The following is an 18,836-nucleotide window of genomic DNA, read 5'->3' as shown; positions in this document are numbered from 1 at the left end:
CGGAAGCGGCAATGCCGCATTTCCATCTGGGACTCCAGAGACGCCGAACTGGGGGAGCCATGAGCAAATCACCAGGCAGCCGCGAATTTGCCAGACGTGAAAGGCCGCTTTCGCCGCACCTGACCGTCTATCGGCCGCCGATCACCATGACGATGTCGATCATCCACCGCATCACCGGCGGGGCGCTCTATTTCGGCACGCTGCTGGTCGCGCTGTGGCTGATGGCGGCGGCGAGCTCGGAGGCGACCTTCAACGCCGTCAACTGGGCCTTCGGCTCGTGGCTGGGACGGCTGGTGCTGTTCGGCTACAGCTGGGCGCTGATGCACCACATGCTAGGCGGTGTGCGCCATCTGATCTGGGACACTGGGGCAGGGCTGGAAAAGCATACGGCCTCCAGAATCGCCTGGGCGACGCTGGCCGGCTCGGTCACGCTGACGCTGCTGATCTGGATCGCCGGCTACATGGCGCGGGGAGCCTGACATGAACGGCAAGAACACCGACATGCGCACGCCGCTGGCAAAGGTTCGCGGCCTCGGTTCCGCCCGCGAGGGCACCGGCCATTTCTGGCGCCAGCGGCTGACGGCGATTTCCAACATCCCGCTGGTCCTGTTCTTCGTCGGCTTCCTGATTGCACTCAACGGCGCCAGCTATCTCGAGGTGCGCGCCGCACTTGCCAATCCGTTCGTGGCGCTGGTGCTGGCGCTGGTGCTGCTGTCGGTGCTCTACCACATGCGGCTCGGCATGCAGGCGATCATCGAAGACTATGTGCATGGCGAGGGTACCAGGCTGGCGCTGCTCGCCCTCAACACATTCTTTCCCGTAGTCGTCGGCGTCGCCTCGGTCTTCGCCCTGCTTAAACTGGCATTTGGAGGCTGATTTTTGGCCAAGGACGCGAAGAACGCCAACACGGCTTCCGCCTATAGCTATGTCGACCACAAGTTCGATGTCGTGGTCGTCGGCGCCGGCGGCGCCGGCCTGCGCGCCACGCTCGGCATGGCCGAGCAAGGCCTGCGCACCGCCTGCATCACCAAAGTGTTCCCGACGCGCTCGCATACGGTGGCGGCGCAGGGCGGCATCGCCGCTTCGCTCGCCAATATGGGGCCAGACAACTGGCAGTGGCATCTCTTCGACACGGTCAAGGGCTCGGATTGGCTGGGCGACACCGACGCGCAGGAATACATGGTGCGCGAGGCGCCGGCCGCGGTCTACGAGCTCGAGCATTACGGCGTTCCCTTCAGCCGCACCGAGGACGGGAAAATCTACCAGCGGCCGTTCGGCGGCATGATGATGAATTTCGGCGAGGGGCCGCCGGTGCAGCGCACCTGCGCGGCCGCCGACCGCACCGGCCACGCCATGCTGCACACGCTCTACGGCCAGTCGCTGAAGCACAATGCGCAGTTCTTCATCGAGTATTTTGCCCTTGACCTGATCATGGAGCCGGACGGCACCTGCACCGGCGTCGTCGCCTGGAACCTCGACGACGGCACCGTCCACCGCTTTTCGGCGAAAATGGTGGTGCTGGCGACGGGCGGTTATGGCCGCGCCTACTTCTCGGCCACCTCGGCCCACACCTGCACCGGCGATGGCGGCGGCATGGCCGCGCGCGCAGGCCTGCCGCTACAGGATATGGAGTTCGTGCAGTTCCACCCGACCGGCATCTACGGCGCCGGCTGCCTGATCACCGAGGGCGCGCGCGGCGAGGGCGGCTATCTCGTCAATTCCGAGGGCGAGCGTTTCATGGAGCGCTACGCGCCGTCAGCCAAGGACCTGGCTTCCCGAGACGTGGTCTCGCGCTGCATGACGCTGGAGATTCGCGAGGGCCGCGGCGTCGGCCCGAAGAAGGATCACATCTTCCTGCATCTCGACCATCTCGACCCGGCCGTTCTGCACGAGAGGCTTCCGGGTATTTCCGAATCGGCAAAGATCTTTGCCGGCGTCGATCTGACCAAGGAACCGATCCCGGTGCTGCCGACGGTCCACTACAATATGGGCGGCGTGCCGACCAATTACTGGGGCGAGGTGCTGAACCCGATGGCGTTGAATCCGGACCAGGTATCACCCGGGCTGATGGCGGTCGGCGAGGCCGGCTGCGCGTCGGTGCACGGCGCCAATCGGCTGGGCTCCAACTCGCTGATCGATTTGGTGGTGTTCGGCCGCGCGGCGGCGATCCGGGCCGGCCAGGTGATCGACCGCACATCGGCGATACCCGCGCCCAACGAGGCCGCCGTCGAAAAGATCATGGACCGCTTCGACCGGCTGCGTCACGCCAACGGCTCGACGCCGACAGCGGTCTTGCGCGAAAAGATGCAGAAGGCGATGCAGGAGGACGCGGCGGTGTTCCGCACCGAGGAATCGCTGCAAAGCGGCTGCAAGCGCATTTCGCAGATCTGGGGTGAGCTCGGCGACGTCAAGGTGTTCGACCGCTCGATGATCTGGAACTCCGACCTGGTCGAGACGCTGGAGCTGGAAAACCTGATGGCCAACGCCATCACCACCGTCTACGGCGCCGAGGCGCGCAAGGAAAGCCGCGGCGCGCACGCGCGGGAGGACTTTTCGGCCCGCGACGACGCGAACTGGCGCAAGCACACGCTGGCCCGGCTCAACGAGGCCGGCGAGGTGGCGCTCACCTATCGGCCGGTGCACACCGAGACGCTGCTCAAGGAAGCAGACGGCGGCATCAACCCGGCCAAGATCGCGCCAAAGGCCAGGGTGTATTGATCATGGCGCTGGCGGCAGCTGGATATTCCGGCACACCCCTTCCAGCCAAGCTCGGCCTGAAGGACGGGATGGTTGCCGCTTTCGTTGCCTTGCCGCCCGAACTCGACGAGCTGGCCGGCGCCGTCGACTTTGCCCACGTCGACCGGCTGGCTGATTGGTCGGCGATTGCGGGCATTCATGAGAAATACGATGCGGTACATGCTTTCACCCGGCAGCGTGTCGAGATCGAGGACCGTCTCGGCGACGTCGAAGCCGCGATCAAGCGGGACGGCATGGTCTGGGTGTCATGGCCGAAGAAGGCATCGAAAGTGCCGACCGACGTCACCGAGGACGTGATCCGCGCCGAGGCGCTGAAGCTCGACCTCGTCGACGTCAAGGTCGCCGCCGTGAACGAGATCTGGTCCGGGCTGAAGCTCGTCATCCGAAAGGACCTGAGGTAATGGTCGAACTCACGCTTCCGAAAAACTCGAAGATCAAGCAGGGAAAGACCTGGCCGAAGCCGGAGGGCGCGACCAATCTGCGCGAATACCGCATCTACCGCTGGTCGCCGGACGACGACGAGAATCCGCGCATGGATACGTATTTCGTCGACATAGACGATTGCGGGCCGATGGTGCTCGACGCGCTGCTCTGGATCAAGAACAAGATCGACCCGACGCTGACGCTGCGCCGCTCCTGCCGCGAAGGCATTTGCGGCTCCTGCGCCATGAACATCGACGGGTCGAACACGCTCGCCTGCACCAAGGGCTGCGACGACATTTCCGGCGCGATCAAGGTCTATCCGCTGCCGCATATGGCCGTGGTCAAGGATCTGGTGCCCGATCTCACCAATTTCTACGCCCAGCACGCTTCGATCGAGCCGTGGCTGAAGACGGTGTCGCCCGAGCCGGCCAAGGAATGGCTGCAGAGCCATGAGGACCGCGAAAAGCTCGACGGGCTCTACGAGTGCATATTGTGCGCCTGCTGCTCGACCTCCTGCCCGAGCTACTGGTGGAACGGCGAGCGCTATCTCGGCCCGGCGACGCTGCTGCAGGCCTATCGCTGGCTGATCGATTCCAGGGACGAGGCGACGGGCGAGCGGCTCGACAATCTCGAAGACCCGTTCCGGCTCTATCGCTGCCACACCATCATGAACTGCGCCCAGACCTGCCCCAAGGGACTCAACCCGGCCAAGGCGATCGCCGAGATCAAGAAGATGATGGTGGAAAGGCGGGTTTAGGATTGCTGCCGGGATTGTCTCATCCGCAGCGATCCTTCGCGCCCCCCTCTGTCCTGCCGGACATCTCCCCCACGAGTGGGGAGATTGGCTGTCATCGCGGCTTTCGCCAATCTCTGAGGTTGAAGGATGACGCGGTGTCGGCGAAGCTGCCGATCTCCCCCCAAGTGGGGGAGATGTCCGGCAGGACAGAGGGGGCGCTGTCCCGCCGACTTCAAATGGATACCACCAATGACCGACACCGACCTTCCCATCCTCTCCCCCATCGAGGCGCGCGTGCTCGGTTGTCTGATCGAGAAGAAGGAGCTGACGCCGGACGTCTATCCGCTGACGCTCAATGCGGCACTTGCGGCGGCCAACCAGAAGACGGCGCGCGAGCCGGTGATGTCGGTTGAGCTTGCCGAGGTCAGACGGGCGCTTGGCCAGCTCGAGCAGAAGGGCCTTGTCAGGCAGGTGTTCGCGTCGCGCGTCGAGCGCTACGAGCATGTCGTGGCGCAGCGCTTTTCCCTGACCTCGGCGCAGATCGCGCTGCTCGGCCTGTTGCTGCTGCGCGGCCCGCAGACGGCCTATGAATTGCTGGCACGAAGCGAGCGTATGGCGCGGCTGCCGTCGATCGAGGAGCTTCGCGGCAATCTCGATCTGCTGATCGGCCGCCGGCCGCCGCTGGTGCAGCAGATCGATCGCGGCCCAGGCCAGCGCGAGGATCGCTATGTCCATCTGCTCAGCGGGCCGGTGGAGATATCTGCGGCCGCGGCGCCACGGCAATCACCGGCAGCGGCGCCCGACCTCGAAGCGCGCGTGCGTGCGCTGGAGGAAGAGGTCGCGGCGCTGCGTGCACGCATCGAGGTGCTCGCTGGCGAACGAAGCCAATAGTCATTCGAGATGTCGGAGGGACAGCGCCCCCCTCTGTCCTGCCGGACATCTCCCCCACATGGGGGGAGATTGGATGTCACCTCGGCCTTCGCCAATCTCAAACGTTGAAAGATTGCGGGACGGCGAAGCTGCCAATCTCCCCCCTCGTGGGGGAGATGTCCGGCAGGACAGAGGGGGCGCGAAGGATCGCCAGCCTCTGGAAATGCAAAACGCCGGCTCTGGGCCGGCGTTTTCCTGGCAAAGTGGTCTGCTCAGCCGAGCCTGGCGTCGAGCGATACTTTGATGGCGCCGAGCGCTTTTGAAACCGGGCATTCGGCCTTGGCCTTCTCGGCCAACTCCTTGAACTTGCCGGCATCGATGCCCGGCACCTTGCCGACCAGCGTGATCGCGCTGCCGGTGATGCCGGTGCCGGGAACCAGCGTTACCACGGCCTTGGCGTCGAGCTCGGCGGCCGGAGTGCCGTTCTCGGCGAGAAAATGCGAAAGCTGCATGGCGTAGCAGCCGGCATGGGCGGCGGCGATCAGCTCTTCCGGGTTGGTGCCGGATTTGCCGCTCTCGTCCTCGAAACGCGTCTTGGCCGAATAGGGCGTGCCTTTCAGCGCCCCGCTCTGGGTTTCGAGTGTGCCTTTGCCTTCCTTGAGACTGCCTTTCCAAACGGCGTTGGCGGTGCGGTCCATCAATTCCTCCTTGATTGTCGTGGCTGAGCCCGTGATCGGCATCCAGTCGACTATAGCGCACGCGGGGGCGAAGGCCACCCGCGCTTTCTGTCGGCGGCAGCGTGACACATCAGGGTCAGGCAAAAAAATCGCTCAGGAAAAAATCGCGAAAAAAATACGCGTGCAAAAATGTCGGGTTCCCTCTGTCGGGGCCGTCCTGCGGGCGGCCATGCAATTGGTGGCCGGATGGAGGACCACATGAACAATCTGTTTTCTGCTCACTGGACAAACACCAGCCACAGGGCCGGTGAACAACAAGCCGACTGGTCGCGCGTGCCGTCTTCCGGCTTTGGCCGGCTGCTTGCGGCGATTGCCATTATCGGCATTGCGGTGTCCTTTCTGGATTATGCAGCGGCCAAAGGCCCGGCTGACGTTGCCGTCGCCTCGTCCTACGATACAACCCAGGAATGGAGGTAAAGATGAAATACGTTTGCCTGGTCTACGGTGAAGAAAAAGATCTCTACGCAATGACACCTGCGAGACTGGCCAAGCTCGACGCCGATTCGCTGGCCTATGACAGGTCGGTGGAGCAAAGCGGGCGGCTGATCATCGCGCAGGCGCTGCAATCGGTAAAGACGTCGAAGACCGTGCGCCGGCGCCAGGGCAAGCGGCTGGTCACCGACGGGCCTTTTGCGGAGACCAAGGAGCAGTTGCTCGGTTTCGTCATGATCGAGGCCGGTGACCTCGACGAGGCGCTGGAGATCGCCGGCGGCATTCCGCTGGCCGAAATCGGCACGATCGAGGTGCGGGCGATCTACAACGTGCCGGATTGGTAGGGATGTCGGCGGCCGGCTTCGTCATCCGAGGGCAGAGCGAACGCACAGTGGGGCAGACCGTGGTTCCATATTCCGTTAAGTGGAGCGCGCGGAATCGTTGATGTCGGCCGGACAGAGAGGGGCGCGAAGGAGTGCAACGCTACCCAAGTCTCCGCAACGTGAGCGATTTGCCGCTGAAACGAACAATCGAGTTTCACCGCGGGCAACACGCCCTAAATCGCCTCGCCCTTCAACAGTTTCGGCGCTTCGCCGGACAGACCGGACGCCTGGCGAATGAAGAACCCCTTCAGCCGCGGCATCCGTTCGACAAGGCCGAGGCCGACGTCGCGCAAAGTGCGCAGCGGGCCGAAATCGTTGGAAAACAGCCGGTTCAGCACATCGGTGGTGATGCCCATCTGCACCGTGTCGAAACGCCGCCATTGCTGGTAGCGCTCGAGCACGTCGAGCGCGCCAATGTCCTGGCCAAGCCGGTCGGCCTCGACCACAACTTCGGCCAGCGCCGCCACGTCCTTGAAGCCGAGATTGAGACCCTGGCCGGCGATCGGGTGGATGCCGTGGGCGGCGTCGCCGGCCAAGGCGATGCGCGGCGCGATGAAGGCGCGCGCAATGGTCAGCCCGAGGGGCCAGGCACGCGGCTTGTCGGCGATATGGATTTCGCCGAGTTTCAGGCCAAAGCGCTGCTCGAGCTCATATTCCAGGACCAGGGTGTCGCCACTGACCAGTTTTTCCGCATCCTGCGACCGTTCGACCCAGACGATCGAGGAACGGTTGGTGCCGTCCTTGCCCGGCTTCAGCGGCAGCGTGGCAAACGGGCCTGCGGGAAGGAAATGCTCTTCGGCGCGGCCGTTGTGCGGCCGCTCGTGGGCCACCGTGCAGACGATGCCGGACTGGCCATACTCCCAGTTCACCGTCTTGATGCCGGCCATGTCGCGCAGCTTCGAATTGACGCCGTCGGCGGCGACCAGCAGCCGCGCTTTGAGCGTCGCGCCGTCGGCAAGATGCACGGTGATGCCGGCGCCGTTGCCATCGAAGGCGCTGACGGCGACGCCTTCGATGATGCCGATGCCGAGTTGTTCGGCGCGCCGGCGCAAGGCGCGGTTCAAATCCTTGTTGGCGACCATGTGCGCGAAGGGTTCGCCGGGCGCGACCTCGCCGTCGAAGGTGAGGAACACCGGGCGGACCGGATCCGTCGTGCGCGAATCGGTGATGATCATTTCGGTGATCGCTTGCGCCTCCGGCGCGATCTCGCTCCAGACGCCGAGCTGGTCGAGCATGCGGGACGCTGCAGCGGCAATCGCCGAGGCGCGGCCGTCCTTCTGCCAAACGCCGGCCGGTGCTGCATCGACGATGGCGACGGCGAGGCTCGGCCGCGCCTGCTTCAGCGACACGGCGGCGGCCAAGCCGACATAACCGGCACCGGCGACCAGAACGTCGAGCGAATTCTTGCTGTCGACCATGGCAATTCCTTTCGCAGCCTGACTGTCGCCGGGCATTGCGCCCTTGACTGCCCGCTGTTCCTGTCGGAAACCGCCATGTTAATTTTGCGGCGAGGTCAAGATGACGGCAGCCATGGACGAGCTTCTCGGCATTCTCGACCTCGAGCAGCTGGAACACAACCTGTATCGTGGTCGCAGCCCCAAGCTCGACTGGCAGCGCATCTTCGGTGGCCAGACCATCGCCCAGGCGCTGGTCGCCGCGCAGCGAACGGTCGAGCCCGAGCGCCACGTGCATTCGCTGCATGGCTATTTCATGCGGCCTGGCGACACCAAGGTGCCGATCATCTACGAGGTCGACCGCATCCGCGACGGGGGCTCCTTCACCACGCGCCGCGTCGTGGCGATCCAGCACGGCCAGGCGATCTTTTCGCTGGAAGCCTCGTTCCAGCAGGATGAGGTCGGCCTCGAACATCAGGTGCCGATGCCGCAGGACGTGCCGGCGCCGGACACATTGCTGTCGCAGCGCGAACTGCTGGGCAAGTTCGGCGAAGCCGTGCCCGACGGCATCAAGCGCTATTGGGAGCGCGACCGGCCGATCGAGATGAAGCCGGTGATGCTGAAGCATTACACCAGCCGGGAAAAGCTCGAGCCGAAGCAGAACATCTGGATCCGCACCACCGGCCCGGTGCCGGCCGACCGCGCCACGCAGGCGGCCGTTCTCGCCTACCTCTCCGACATGACGCTGCTCGACACCTCGACCTTTGCCCATGGCCGCGCCATTTTCGATCGCGATATCCAGGCGGCCAGCCTCGACCACGCCATGTGGTTCCATCGCAGCCATCCGCACGACGACTGGATGCTGTACACGCAAGACAGCCCGTCGACGCAAGGATCGCGAGGCTTTACCCGGGGCTCGCTGTTTGCCCGCGACGGCACGTTAATCGCCTCGGTTGCCCAAGAAGGACTCATCCGGCTGAAGCGGCCGCCTGCGGAGTAGGCATTTTTCGAAATTTGCCTATTTTTTAATCACAAGCACTGCCGCGCCTGTGAACAGGCAGTCGGCAAACCTTCCCGATTTCGTTGTTTAACAACAGCTTAACACCCTGCTTCGGCAATTGGCACGGAGCTTGAATCCCAGCGGGCACTCTCCGGCTCTCATGGGGATCGGCGAAGTCGTGCAAACGCGGGGACCCGCAACAGCAAAGGGTGAAACCTTATGAAGATCGTGATGGCAATCATAAAGCCGTTCAAGCTCGACGAGGTGCGCGAGGCGCTCACCGCAGTCGGCATCCAGGGCCTGACCGTCACCGAAGTAAAAGGCTACGGACGGCAGAAGGGGCACACGGAAATCTATCGCGGGGCGGAATACGCGGTCAGCTTCCTGCCGAAGATCAAGATCGAAGTCGCAGTCGCTGTCGACATGGTCGACAAGGCCGTCGAAGCCATCACTGCGGCGGCCAAGACCGGCCAGATCGGCGACGGCAAGATCTTCGTTTTCGGCATCGACCAGGCGGTGCGCATCCGCACCGGCGAAACAGACACCGACGCGCTTTGAGCCGCGGATACGTATTCCAATGGAGAGTTCAATGAATATTCCTTCCACCTTGAAGATAACGGGACGCGCGGCCGTTTTGGGCTCGCTCGCTCTCGCTGCACTGGGCACGGTTGCTGCGTTCGCGCAGGAAGCGGCTCCGGCAGCACCGGCTGCCCCTGCGCCCGCGCTCGACACCGGCAACACCGCCTGGATGCTGACCTCGACGGCGCTGGTGCTGATGATGACCATACCGGGCCTGGCGCTGTTTTATGGCGGCATGGTGCGCAAGAAGAACGTGCTCGCCACTATCATGCAGAGCTTTGCCATCACCTGCCTGGTGACGGTGCTCTGGTTCATGTTCGGCTATTCGCTGGCCTTCTCGGATGGCGGCGGCATGAATGCCTATCTCGGCGGCTTCTCGAAGTTCTTCCACAACGGCATCACCACCTCGTCGCTGTGGCTGCCGGGCGTGGCGAACATTCCTGAGTTCGTCTTCTCGATGTTCCAGATGACCTTCGCTATCATCACGCCGGCGCTGATTGCCGGCGCCTTCGCCGAACGCATGAAGTTCTCGGCGCTGCTCATCTTCATGGGAGCGTGGCTGCTGGTGGTCTACGCCCCGATCGCGCACTGGGTGTGGGGCGGCGGCTTCCTCGGCACAGCCGGCGTTCTCGATTTCGCCGGCGGTACGGTCGTTCACATCAATGCCGGCGTTGCCGGCCTGGTCTGCGCGCTGGTTCTCGGCAAGCGAGAAGGCTACGGCACCACCAATATGGCGCCGCACAACCTCGTCTACTCCGTCATCGGCGCTTCACTGCTGTGGGTCGGCTGGTTCGGCTTCAACGCCGGTTCGGAACTGGCTGCCGACGGCCTTGCCGGTGCGGCGATGCTGAACACCCAGGTTGCCGCAGCCGCTGCGGCGCTCGCCTGGATGTTCGCCGAATGGATCGTCGCCAAGAAGCCGAGCGTTCTCGGCATCATCTCGGGCGCCGTCGCCGGCCTGGTCGCGGTGACGCCGGCTTCCGGCTTCGTCAATCCGACCGGCGCCTTCATCGTCGGCATCGTCGCCGGCGTGCTGTGCTACGTCTCGGCCGTCAAGCTCAAGCACGCGTTCGGCTATGACGACTCGCTCGATGCATTCGGCGTACACGGCGTCGGCGGCATCATCGGCGCATTGCTGACCGGCGTGCTCGCCGATCCGGCGATCAACAGCCTTAGCTCGGGTGCCTCTGTCGGCAAGCAGCTCTACGGTATCGTTTTCACCATCCTGTGGACGGCGATCGCGAGCTTCGTGATCCTCTACATCGTCAAGGCGCTGGTCGGCCTGCGTCCTTCCAGCCAGGAAGAGGTCGAAGGCCTCGACATCAGCCAGCACGGGGAAGTGGTGCCGTAAAGCTATTGGCTGGCACCGGCGTTTGCCGGTGCCGGGAAGATCCCGTCGTGATGCTCCCGCAAGGGCTCACGCCTTGAGGCCCGGAAGATTTCCGGGCCTCTTTTTTTGCGCAGACGGCCGTGATGGCTCGATCACAATCGATTGATCAAGGTGCTCGATCCGCCGGCGGCGTGAACAGCGGCCGCAGCGGCTCCGAACTGTGGTGGCGGTCGCCCGTTCCGGCGACGCAGATTGCCCATGGTTAATGCGCCCTTAACCTTCCCGCCGCTAGTCTGACAGCCGAATCTGCCGTGTTGCGCGTCCGCGCCCGGCCGGGCAACGACAGACGAGGATGAGCATGCGTTCAGGGGCTTCAGCACCGCTTGCGCTGGCCGATACGGGGCACGGCATCCGGGCGTTCGCGAGGCGCCAGGTCGGGCGGCTGGTCGGTGCCGGGCTGTTTGCACTGGTTGGCTTCGGCGTTGCCGCCCTTGCCACCTGGAACGTCGCCGATCCGAGCTTTTCGCACGCCACCGACAATATCGTCACCAATGCAATGGGTTATGCGGGCGCGGTCTTTTCCGACATTGCCGTGCAGTTCTTCGGGCTTGCCGCCGTTGCGGCGCTGGTACCGGCGGTGATCTGGGGATTTCTGCTGTTTACAGCGCGCGGGGTCGACCGGCTGCCGAAACGGGCGCTGGCCTGGTTCGGGTTTTCGCTGCTTGGCGCCGCAATTGCCGGCTGCGTGGTGCCGCCCAAGACCTGGCCGCTGCCGACCGGCCTCGGTGGCGTCTTCGGCGACATGGTGCTCAACATTCCCGGCCTGGTCATCGGCGGCTACCCGACCGGCCTCGTCGCCAGCGTCCTCGCCGTGCTCCTGGCAGCGCCGGCGCTGTGGGTATTCTTGTATGGTTCGGCGCTGGTTTCACGCAAGAACGGCTTTGCCGTCCTCGAACAGCCTGCCGTGCCCGATCCGCAGGACGAGCTGCTTTTCGACAATGAAGAGGACGAGGGCGACGAAGGCATATTGGCGCTTGGCGCCATCACCCACTGGTGGCTGTCGCTGCGGGCCTATCTGCGCCGCCGCGCCGCGCGCCGGCGCGAGCGCGACGATTTCGAGCCGGAGCTGGAGTCGCGCCCCAGCGCCTGGCGGCGGGCGGCCGAACGGGTCGAATCGGCCGAGTTCGCCGAGGCGCGGATGAGCCCGGGCGGGCGCGCCCGCGTCGAGCCGGAATTCTTCGCCGCCATGGTCAACGACCGCAGTGCCTCGATCGACCCCGACGATGCCGACGTCTTCGATAATGACGACAATGGCGACGACATGGATTTCGCGCCCGAGCCGGCCGGCCAGCGCCGTGCTACGGCGAAGGTGCAGAACTTCCGCTCCGACGCGGTGACACGCGTCGAGGCTCCGGCGCCGCGGCCGGCACCCGGCGCCCGGGTACAACGCGAGGCACAGACTTCGCTGGTCGGCTCGGAAAAATTCGAGATGCCGTCGCTGCACTTCCTGTCGGAACCAAAGAACGTGGTGCGCGACGCCAGCCTGTCCAAAGACGCGCTGGAGCAGAACGCCCGCCTGCTCGAGGGCGTGCTGGAGGATTTCGGCGTCAAGGGCGAGATCATCCATGTGCGTCCGGGTCCCGTCGTCACGCTTTACGAGCTGGAACCGGCGCCCGGCATCAAGTCGTCGCGGGTGATCGGCCTGTCCGACGACATCGCCCGCTCGATGAGCGCCATCGCCTGCCGTGTCGCCGTGGTGCCCGGCCGCAACGCCATCGGCATCGAATTGCCGAACGCCAGGCGCGAGACCGTCTATCTGCGCGAGATCATGGCCAGCCGCGATTTCGAGACCACCAAGGCCAAGCTGGCGCTGGCGCTCGGCAAGACCATCAATGGCGAGGCGGTGATCGTCGACATCGCCAAGATGCCGCACGTGCTGGTCGCCGGCACCACCGGCTCGGGCAAGTCCGTCGCCATCAACACCATGATCCTGTCGCTGCTCTACCGGCTGACGCCGCAGGACTGCCGGCTAATCATGATCGACCCAAAGATGCTGGAGCTCTCGGTCTATGACGGCATTCCGCATCTTCTGACGCCGGTGGTCACCGATCCGAAGAAGGCGGTGGTGGCGCTGAAATGGACCGTGCGGGAGATGGAGGACCGCTACCGCAAGATGTCCAAGGTCGGCGTCCGCAACATCGACGGCTTCAACGCGCGCGTGCAGCAGGCCGAGAAAAAGGGCGAAAGGATCTCCCGCACCGTGCAGACCGGCTTCGACCGCCAGACCGGCGAGGCGATCTACGAGACGGAGAACCTCGACCTCGAGCCGATGCCCTACATCGTCGTCATCATCGACGAGATGGCCGATTTGATGATGGTCGCCGGCAAGGACATCGAAGGCGCGGTGCAGCGCCTGGCGCAGATGGCGCGCGCCGCCGGCATCCATGTCATCATGGCGACGCAGCGGCCGTCGGTCGACGTCATCACTGGTACCATCAAGGCGAATTTCCCAACCCGTATCTCGTTCCAGGTGACATCGAAGATCGACAGCCGGACCATCCTGGGCGAGCAGGGCGCCGAACAGCTGCTCGGCATGGGCGATATGCTCTACATGGCCGGCGGCGGCCGCATCCAGCGCGTGCACGGTCCCTTCGTCTCCGACGACGAGGTGGAGAAGATCGTCGCGCATCTGAAGCTGCAGGGCGTGCCGGAATATCTCGACGCCATCACCGAGGACGACGACAAGGACGACGATGAGCCCTCGGGCAAAGGCGGTGGTGGCGGCGACGGCGGCAATTTCGAGGATTCCGACGATCCCTACGACCAGGCGGTCGCGGTGGTGCTGCGCGACGGCAAAGCCTCGACCAGCTACATCCAGCGCCGGCTCGGCATCGGCTACAACCGCGCCGCCTCGATCATCGAGAAGATGGAGAAGGAAGGCATAGTCGGCCCGGCCAATCATGCCGGAAAACGCGAAATCCTGGTGCCGACGGAGGACGACAAGTTCTAGAGCGCATCCACGCCGGCAACTTTGAACCTTTTGGCGCGTTGCAACGGACGGGGGCCGTGCGGCCTGCCAAACTTAAGCCCAACTGGGGGGCCAGACCAATATAACGAGCAAGCAATCAGATGATGGTGACCGGCATGAAAAACGCAACTTTCGCCCCAAGCAGGGATTTCGCCCCAACCCGCCGGCAGGTGCTCGGCCTCGGTCTGGTCCTGGCCGGTGCGGCGGCCGCCAACCTCGTGCCCGGCTTCCAGCTGCTGGCGTCGGCGCAAGCAGCGGTTCCGGCGACGGCGCAGAAGATCGCCGATCATTTCTCCTCGGTCAAATCGATGAGCGGCGAGTTCGTGCAGTTCGGGCCCAAGGGCGAGCAGACCGGCGGCAAGTTCTTTCTGGAGCGGCCGGGCAAGATCCGCTTCAATTATGACGGCGCCTCGAATTTCAGGGTGATTTCCGACGGCAAGTCGGTGGTCATCCTCAACAAGAAGCTGCGGACCTCCGACCTCTATCCGCTGTCGAAGACGCCGCTGAAGCTGCTGCTCGACGACAAGATCGATCTCTCGGGCGGACGCGTCAGAAGCGTCAAGGAAGAAGACGATCTCACCACCATCCAGCTTGCCGACAAATCGGTGTTCGGCAATTCGAAGATCACCATGATGTTCGATCCGAAATCCTATGAATTGCGGCAGTGGACCATCACCGATGCGCAAGGCAAGGACACGACGGTGATGATCTTCAACACCAAGGAGGGCGTCAGCTTCGCCCCCGACACCTTCGCCATCGACTATACGGCGAACCGCGAGCTGAACACCAGGACGCGGTAACTTTCTGCCGTTGCGGGAGGCCTTTCGCGCTGGTGCGGGCGGCTTGTCTTTGTGGTGCGCGGCTGGCAGTAGTTCCGCGATTAACTTCCGTCGGAGCCATCCGGCGGATCTTGCGTTGTCCGGAACCCACATGCCGTTTTCCGTCGCTACCTGGAACATCAACTCCGTCCGGCTGCGCATGCCGATCGTCGAACGCCTGCTGGTCGAGCAGGCGCCGGACGTGCTCTGCCTGCAGGAAACCAAGGTTCCGGACGAATTGTTTCCGGAGAAGGCGTTCCGCAAGCTCGGCTACGAGCACATCGCCTTCCATGGCCAGAAGGGCTATCACGGCGTTGCGACCATAGCGCGTCGGCCGATCGAGATCGTCGAAAAGCGCCGCTTCTGCGATATCGACGACAGCCGGCATCTGTCGGTCACCGTCAAGGCCGGCGGCAAAACGATCCTGCTGCACAATTTCTACGTTCCGGCCGGCGGCGACGAGCCCGACCCGGCCGTCAACCGCAAGTTCAAGCACAAGCTCGATTTCGTTGCCGAGATGAACGCCGTGCGCGCCGAGCATGACGAGCACTCCGGTTCGATCCTGGTCGGCGATCTCAACATCGCGCCGCTCGAGCACGATGTCTGGTCGCACAAGCAACTGCTCAACGTCGTCAGCCATACGCCGGTCGAGACGGAAAACTTTGAGGCGATGCGGCTCGCCGGCGACTGGATCGACCTGATGCGGCTCAATGTGCCTCACGAGCAGAAACTCTACACCTGGTGGAGCTATCGCGCCCAGGATTGGCAGGCCTCAAACCGCGGCCGCCGCCTCGACCATATCTGGTCGTCGCCAAACCTGGTGCCGCATTTTACCGGCTATGAAATCCTGCGGCCGGCGCGCGGCTGGGAGCGGCCCTCGGACCATGTGCCGGTGATCGGGCGTTTCAACCTCGATTAGCTTTGTCTCGCCTTAGCAACTCAGCGGAACCTGAAGCTATCCGCGATGTAGTCGGGACGGGCGTTCAGCGTGGCGAAAACGTCCTCCAGGTCAGGCGCCCCCGCCAATATGCCCGACAGGACCAGCGTCGTCGCGACGCCGACGCCGTTGCCGCCGACGATGTCGTGCTCGACGCTGTCGCCGACGCAGATCACGCTGTCGCGCTCCGGGTGGCCCGCCAGTGCCAGCGCTGCCTCGAATATCTGCGGATTGGGCTTGCCAATGCGCGCCACGCTGCCGCCGAGGCTCTCATAGAGATCGGCGAGCCGGCCGGCGCCGAAGCGAGGGCCGACGGGAGTCAGCATGATCTTGTCGGGGTTGGTGCAGAAGCATGGCACACGGCGCGCCGCGGCCGGACCGAGAAGCCGGCGATAATGCTCGAGGTCGTAGCGATCGCCCTCGCTGGCGGAAATCAGCACCAGTTCGGCATCGTCGCCGTCCCTGGCCAGGACGAAGGGCAGGCCGTCGACAGCCGAACGGTCATTGTCGCGGCGGATCAGCAGGCATTTTGTCTGTGGGCGCAAGGCCCCGGATGCCGCCATTTGATGGAAGGAGCGCCACGCCACCTCGCCGGAGGAGACAAAGTGATCCCAGCTTCCCGGTTCGAAACCGAGCTTCAGCAGGCGGCGCTCATTGGGTTGCGCCCGCTTGCCGGAATTCGAGATCAGCACGATGGTCTTGCCGGCGCGTTTGAGTGCCGACAAGGCGTCGACAGCGCCTGGATAGGCGCTGGTGCCGTCGTGCAGCACACCAAACTGGTCGAGCAGGAACACCTGATAGCGCTCGGCCAGCGCGGCGATGCCGTCGAGGTGTTGAATTGCCTTGGCCATCATAAAAGCCCCGCTGCGCTTGCGCCCCTCAGCGCCAGCCGCGCCGTGCCGGCGGCGGCCTCGTCCGACAGAGCCGGCAAAAGGGCGACGCCGAGCTTACGCTGCCGGATCGCCGTCCAGGCCGGATTGGCCGCACCGCCCCCAACGCTCCTGACCGATGTCAGCCGGGGGGCGCCGAGTTCGGCAAGCCGGCGATAGCCGAGCGCTTCGATCGCCGCAATACCCTCGAACATCGCTTTCAAGTAGTCGGCGTCGTCGGCGGGCCGCGGTTTGAGACGGGGCGACAAGGCCGGATCGGCTATGGGGAAGCGTTCGCCCAGCGCCGGCAGCGGGTAATAATCGAGGCCGGTCTCGGTCGCCGGGTCGATTTTCTTGCTGAGCTCGACAATGCGGGCGACGGGGAAATGCTGGGCCAGCACCTTGCCGCCGGAATTCGAGGCGCCGCCCGCCAGATAAATGTCACCCAGTCGATGGCTGTAAATGCCGAATTGCGGCGCCGAGATCTGCCGGTCGGAGACGATCTTGATGGTCAGCGACGAGCCGAGCGCGGTGACGCCGTCGCCCGCGGCACTCGCACCGGTCGCCAGGAACGACGCACAGCCATCGGTCGTGCCGGCGACCACGGCTACGTCACGCGGCAGGCCGAACATTTTCGCGGTGGTGGCGGTGAGCGTGCCCGTGACATCGCCCGGCCGCATGACGCGTGGTAGGAATTCCATGCGCATGCCGGTCGCCGCGATCCAGTCCGGCCAGCGCCGGGCCTCGACGTCGTAGCCGGTCTTCAGGGCGTTGTTCTCGTCGCTGACATCGAAGCGGCCGGAAAACTGTCCGGCGATCCAGTCGGCCTGGTGCAGCACAGTGGCGACGCCGGGCAGGTGCTGGAAAAACAGCGCCTTGGCGAGACCGGAGGTCGGCCCGTGCGCGGCGCTCGCCGCCGGCGCCTGGCGAGCGATAGCGGCCAGGATAGCCTCGTCAGCGACCTTGTCGTTGTACATCAGCGGCTCTGCCAGCGGCCGCCCGGCGCCGTCGACCGGCAGCAGCGTGCCCGACGTACCGTCGACGGCGATCGAGCGCACTGCCGCGCGATCGATGCATTTGAGCAGTTCCGCCAACGTCGCGCCGACCGCCTCCCACCATATTGCAGGGTCGCGGCCGTTCAGCCCAAATCGCTCGAGGGCAATAGCGGAATGCGCGGCAATGGAAAAGTCCGGGCGCATGGCGACGGCGCGCGCGCCGGATGTGCCGATGTCAATGCCGACGGCAAGCGGGCCGGTTGATAGCGGGCTTGGCGAACGCGGCATGTCAGCTGCCTCCGGCATTGAGTTTCTGACGGTATTTTTCGGCGTCCCAGTTGATCAGTTCGTCATTCTCCGCCGCTGTCAGATAATTCAGCTTCGCCGCGACATCGACCCGCGCCGTCACGTCGGAAAGGCAGCGCTGCATGGCGTCGGCGCCGGCGCCGGCGTCGCCGCGCATCAGCACGCCGAGGCCCGGAAACAGCATCGCCACCGGTGCGGCGCCGCAGCGCTCGATGACGCGCTTCACATCCTCGCCCGGTCTCGCCACGACCGAAACCTCGCCGAGAAAGATGACATGGTCGGGGTAGAGGCTGCCCCGTGACGCCATGCGGCAGCTTTCGGGATCGATCGCCACCGCATGCGCCTCGACGTCGGCCGGCAGTCGGTAGCCGCTGCCGCCGGCGAGCGCCGTCAATGCCGCGATGTCCGGTTCCGCCACCTGGCGCGGCGGCCGCGCCAACAGCCGTGTCACGCGCCGCAGCAGCATGTCGGCCGCGGCGACGGTTTCGGCGGCAACGACAAGGCCGTGATTGCCGAGGATCAGGATATCGACGCCTGGCCGCAGGCGCTCGGCGATGCCCTGGGCGAGCGGCAGTCCCGGCCGGCGATAGGGAACATACGCCCATTGGTGGCCGTCGAGCCGCCTGGCGGCCTCAGCCTCGCAGTCGGCCTGCACGGCAAGCGAAATGGTCTCGACGCAGTGGACATGCACAACGATGCGCTGCGGCATCAGCGCATGCACGGTGGTCTCGATCGAGGGCCGCAGCCCGCAGGAATTGAGCGCCTCGATGGCGAAGGCCTGTGGCTGTTCGGCGGCCGGGTCGCGCCGTTCGATGGCGTCGAGCAATGGCGGGATGCTGACCGGCACCATGATGTCCGCGGTGAGCGCGTCCTTCAGCCAGGTGCCGGAGGCCTTGATCCAGAGCGTGTCGCCGGCTTTCAGCGAGGTGTTGCCGCCGGCGGCCTGGGTCAGATGCGGGTCACTGCCGATCTCGGCCGAAAGCGACCTCAGCGCTGCCAGTTCCTGCGCATCCGCACTGATCGTCATCGGAATTCCTTCACAAACCGGCCGCGTGGCCACGGCTTTGGACGTCCCGTCGCCGGGACGAAGACCGACCCTGGTATCGCAGATGCGAGTAAGTTACGTCAACAGTGATGTTATCGCGTCAAATCAGCTTGCAATCCGAGCCCCGTTGAGTAAGTTGCACCATTGCCGTGCAAAATGGCAACGCCGCGCAAAATGCTTGGGAGGCAAGCGCATTG

Annotated in this window: 19 protein-coding genes; 14 read left to right on the top strand and 5 right to left on the bottom strand. The window is 64.6% G+C overall.

Annotated elements, in window-relative coordinates; translation table 11 throughout:
• The first annotated feature begins 59 nt into the window (after positions 1 to 59).
• The 6 genes from sdhC (at position 60) to AC0L2P_RS14245 (ending at position 4,807) form a co-directional block, all read left to right on the top strand.
• Positions 60 to 479, top strand: a complete 420-nt coding sequence (gene sdhC / locus AC0L2P_RS14270; protein ID WP_473501899.1) for a succinate dehydrogenase, cytochrome b556 subunit — start codon at positions 60 to 62, stop codon at positions 477 to 479.
• A 1-nt stretch (position 480) separates the two neighbouring features.
• Positions 481 to 876 (top strand): succinate dehydrogenase, hydrophobic membrane anchor protein, encoded by a 396-nt coding sequence (gene sdhD, locus AC0L2P_RS14265; protein ID WP_292663226.1) that lies wholly within the window; start codon positions 481 to 483, stop codon positions 874 to 876.
• A gap of 3 nt (positions 877 to 879) precedes the next feature.
• On the top strand, positions 880 to 2,718 hold the full coding sequence (sdhA, locus tag AC0L2P_RS14260; protein WP_473501897.1) for a succinate dehydrogenase flavoprotein subunit: 1,839 nt from the start codon (positions 880 to 882) through the stop codon (positions 2,716 to 2,718).
• A 2-nt stretch (positions 2,719 to 2,720) separates the two neighbouring features.
• On the top strand, positions 2,721 to 3,158 hold the full coding sequence (locus AC0L2P_RS14255; RefSeq protein WP_473501896.1) for a DUF3052 family protein: 438 nt from the start codon (positions 2,721 to 2,723) through the stop codon (positions 3,156 to 3,158).
• Entirely contained in the window at positions 3,158 to 3,937 is a 780-nt protein-coding gene (locus AC0L2P_RS14250; protein WP_473501895.1) for a succinate dehydrogenase iron-sulfur subunit, read from the top strand. The genes AC0L2P_RS14255 and AC0L2P_RS14250 overlap by 1 nt, the downstream gene beginning before the upstream one ends.
• 228 nt (positions 3,938 to 4,165) lie before the next feature.
• Positions 4,166 to 4,807, top strand: a complete 642-nt coding sequence (locus AC0L2P_RS14245) for a YceH family protein (protein ID WP_473501894.1) — start codon at positions 4,166 to 4,168, stop codon at positions 4,805 to 4,807.
• 251 nt (positions 4,808 to 5,058) lie between these two features.
• Here the strand turns inward: AC0L2P_RS14245 and AC0L2P_RS14240 are convergent, their stop codons facing one another.
• Positions 5,059 to 5,484 (bottom strand): OsmC family protein, encoded by a 426-nt coding sequence (locus AC0L2P_RS14240; RefSeq protein ID WP_473501893.1) that lies wholly within the window; start codon positions 5,482 to 5,484, stop codon positions 5,059 to 5,061.
• Positions 5,485 to 5,721: 237 nt separating this feature from the next.
• Between AC0L2P_RS14240 and AC0L2P_RS14235 the strand changes: the two genes are divergently transcribed.
• Both AC0L2P_RS14235 and AC0L2P_RS14230 read left to right on the top strand, forming a co-directional pair.
• Complete coding sequence (locus AC0L2P_RS14235; RefSeq protein ID WP_473501892.1) at positions 5,722 to 5,940, top strand: hypothetical protein; 219 nt, start codon at positions 5,722 to 5,724, stop codon at positions 5,938 to 5,940.
• Positions 5,941 to 5,942: 2 nt separating this feature from the next.
• The gene (locus tag AC0L2P_RS14230; RefSeq protein WP_473501891.1) at positions 5,943 to 6,299 is read left to right on the top strand and encodes a YciI family protein; all 357 of its coding nucleotides are present in this window, start codon (positions 5,943 to 5,945) and stop codon (positions 6,297 to 6,299) included.
• A 212-nt stretch (positions 6,300 to 6,511) separates the two neighbouring features.
• Here the strand turns inward: AC0L2P_RS14230 and AC0L2P_RS14225 are convergent, their stop codons facing one another.
• Positions 6,512 to 7,756 carry a ubiquinone biosynthesis hydroxylase gene (locus AC0L2P_RS14225; protein WP_473501890.1) on the bottom strand — a complete coding sequence of 415 codons (1,245 nt, stop codon included), beginning with the start codon at positions 7,754 to 7,756 and terminating at the stop codon, positions 6,512 to 6,514.
• Between the two features lie 100 nt (positions 7,757 to 7,856).
• On the opposite strand from AC0L2P_RS14225, the gene tesB reads away from it, so the two are divergent.
• The 6 genes from tesB to AC0L2P_RS14195 all read left to right on the top strand — a co-directional run bounded on the left by tesB (position 7,857) and on the right by AC0L2P_RS14195 (position 15,406).
• Positions 7,857 to 8,732 (top strand): acyl-CoA thioesterase II, encoded by an 876-nt coding sequence (gene tesB, locus AC0L2P_RS14220; RefSeq protein WP_473501889.1) that lies wholly within the window; start codon positions 7,857 to 7,859, stop codon positions 8,730 to 8,732.
• A gap of 219 nt (positions 8,733 to 8,951) precedes the next feature.
• Complete coding sequence (locus tag AC0L2P_RS14215; protein ID WP_023679755.1) at positions 8,952 to 9,290, top strand: P-II family nitrogen regulator; 339 nt, start codon at positions 8,952 to 8,954, stop codon at positions 9,288 to 9,290.
• A gap of 49 nt (positions 9,291 to 9,339) precedes the next feature.
• Positions 9,340 to 10,662, top strand: coding sequence for an ammonium transporter (locus AC0L2P_RS14210; protein ID WP_473502029.1), 1,323 nt, complete (start codon positions 9,340 to 9,342; stop codon positions 10,660 to 10,662).
• Between the two features lie 337 nt (positions 10,663 to 10,999).
• The gene (locus AC0L2P_RS14205; RefSeq protein WP_473502028.1) at positions 11,000 to 13,651 is read left to right on the top strand and encodes an FtsK/SpoIIIE family DNA translocase; all 2,652 of its coding nucleotides are present in this window, start codon (positions 11,000 to 11,002) and stop codon (positions 13,649 to 13,651) included.
• A 134-nt stretch (positions 13,652 to 13,785) separates the two neighbouring features.
• Complete coding sequence (locus tag AC0L2P_RS14200) at positions 13,786 to 14,469, top strand: outer membrane lipoprotein carrier protein LolA (RefSeq protein WP_473501888.1); 684 nt, start codon at positions 13,786 to 13,788, stop codon at positions 14,467 to 14,469.
• Positions 14,470 to 14,599: 130 nt separating this feature from the next.
• A complete protein-coding gene (locus AC0L2P_RS14195) occupies positions 14,600 to 15,406 on the top strand; it encodes an exodeoxyribonuclease III (protein ID WP_473501887.1) in 807 nt (268 codons plus the stop codon).
• A gap of 20 nt (positions 15,407 to 15,426) precedes the next feature.
• Here AC0L2P_RS14195 and AC0L2P_RS14190 read toward each other — a convergent pair whose 3' ends face one another.
• Genes AC0L2P_RS14190 through AC0L2P_RS14180 form a run of 3 tightly spaced genes read right to left on the bottom strand, consistent with a single transcriptional unit; the run spans position 15,427 to position 18,621 of the window.
• On the bottom strand, positions 15,427 to 16,278 hold the full coding sequence (locus AC0L2P_RS14190; RefSeq protein WP_473501886.1) for a TIGR01459 family HAD-type hydrolase: 852 nt from the start codon (positions 16,276 to 16,278) through the stop codon (positions 15,427 to 15,429).
• Positions 16,275 to 17,576, bottom strand: coding sequence for an FGGY-family carbohydrate kinase (locus AC0L2P_RS14185; RefSeq protein ID WP_473501885.1), 1,302 nt, complete (start codon positions 17,574 to 17,576; stop codon positions 16,275 to 16,277). The genes AC0L2P_RS14190 and AC0L2P_RS14185 overlap by 4 nt, the downstream gene beginning before the upstream one ends.
• Before the next feature lies 1 nt (position 17,577).
• The gene (locus tag AC0L2P_RS14180) at positions 17,578 to 18,621 is read right to left on the bottom strand and encodes a class II aldolase/adducin family protein (RefSeq protein WP_473501884.1); all 1,044 of its coding nucleotides are present in this window, start codon (positions 18,619 to 18,621) and stop codon (positions 17,578 to 17,580) included.
• Positions 18,622 to 18,836 lie beyond the last annotated feature (215 nt).

The organism is Mesorhizobium sp. WSM4836 (genome assembly GCF_055811815.1).
Note: the sequence above shows the minus strand (reverse complement) of the source record. Positions and strands in the feature narration are given on the sequence as shown.

What these genes read in the sequence shown, in the direction of transcription:
- sdhC (WP_473501899.1), top strand. Translation starts at nt 60, where the DNA reads ATGAGCAAATCACCAGGCAGCCGCGAATTTGCCAGACGTGAAAGGCCG.
- sdhD (WP_292663226.1), top strand. Translation starts at nt 481, where the DNA reads ATGAACGGCAAGAACACCGACATGCGCACGCCGCTGGCAAAGGTTCGC.
- AC0L2P_RS14255 (WP_473501896.1), top strand. Translation starts at nt 2,721, where the DNA reads ATGGCGCTGGCGGCAGCTGGATATTCCGGCACACCCCTTCCAGCCAAG.
- AC0L2P_RS14250 (WP_473501895.1), top strand. Translation starts at nt 3,158, where the DNA reads ATGGTCGAACTCACGCTTCCGAAAAACTCGAAGATCAAGCAGGGAAAG.
- AC0L2P_RS14245 (WP_473501894.1), top strand. Translation starts at nt 4,166, where the DNA reads ATGACCGACACCGACCTTCCCATCCTCTCCCCCATCGAGGCGCGCGTG.
- AC0L2P_RS14240 (WP_473501893.1), bottom strand. Translation starts at nt 5,484, where the DNA reads ATGGACCGCACCGCCAACGCCGTTTGGAAAGGCAGTCTCAAGGAAGGC.
- AC0L2P_RS14235 (WP_473501892.1), top strand. Translation starts at nt 5,722, where the DNA reads ATGAACAATCTGTTTTCTGCTCACTGGACAAACACCAGCCACAGGGCC.
- AC0L2P_RS14230 (WP_473501891.1), top strand. Translation starts at nt 5,943, where the DNA reads ATGAAATACGTTTGCCTGGTCTACGGTGAAGAAAAAGATCTCTACGCA.
- AC0L2P_RS14225 (WP_473501890.1), bottom strand. Translation starts at nt 7,756, where the DNA reads ATGGTCGACAGCAAGAATTCGCTCGACGTTCTGGTCGCCGGTGCCGGT.
- tesB (WP_473501889.1), top strand. Translation starts at nt 7,857, where the DNA reads ATGACGGCAGCCATGGACGAGCTTCTCGGCATTCTCGACCTCGAGCAG.
- AC0L2P_RS14215 (WP_023679755.1), top strand. Translation starts at nt 8,952, where the DNA reads ATGAAGATCGTGATGGCAATCATAAAGCCGTTCAAGCTCGACGAGGTG.
- AC0L2P_RS14205 (WP_473502028.1), top strand. Translation starts at nt 11,000, where the DNA reads ATGCGTTCAGGGGCTTCAGCACCGCTTGCGCTGGCCGATACGGGGCAC.
- AC0L2P_RS14200 (WP_473501888.1), top strand. Translation starts at nt 13,786, where the DNA reads ATGAAAAACGCAACTTTCGCCCCAAGCAGGGATTTCGCCCCAACCCGC.
- AC0L2P_RS14195 (WP_473501887.1), top strand. Translation starts at nt 14,600, where the DNA reads ATGCCGTTTTCCGTCGCTACCTGGAACATCAACTCCGTCCGGCTGCGC.
- AC0L2P_RS14190 (WP_473501886.1), bottom strand. Translation starts at nt 16,278, where the DNA reads ATGATGGCCAAGGCAATTCAACACCTCGACGGCATCGCCGCGCTGGCC.
- AC0L2P_RS14185 (WP_473501885.1), bottom strand. Translation starts at nt 17,576, where the DNA reads ATGCCGCGTTCGCCAAGCCCGCTATCAACCGGCCCGCTTGCCGTCGGC.
- AC0L2P_RS14180 (WP_473501884.1), bottom strand. Translation starts at nt 18,621, where the DNA reads ATGACGATCAGTGCGGATGCGCAGGAACTGGCAGCGCTGAGGTCGCTT.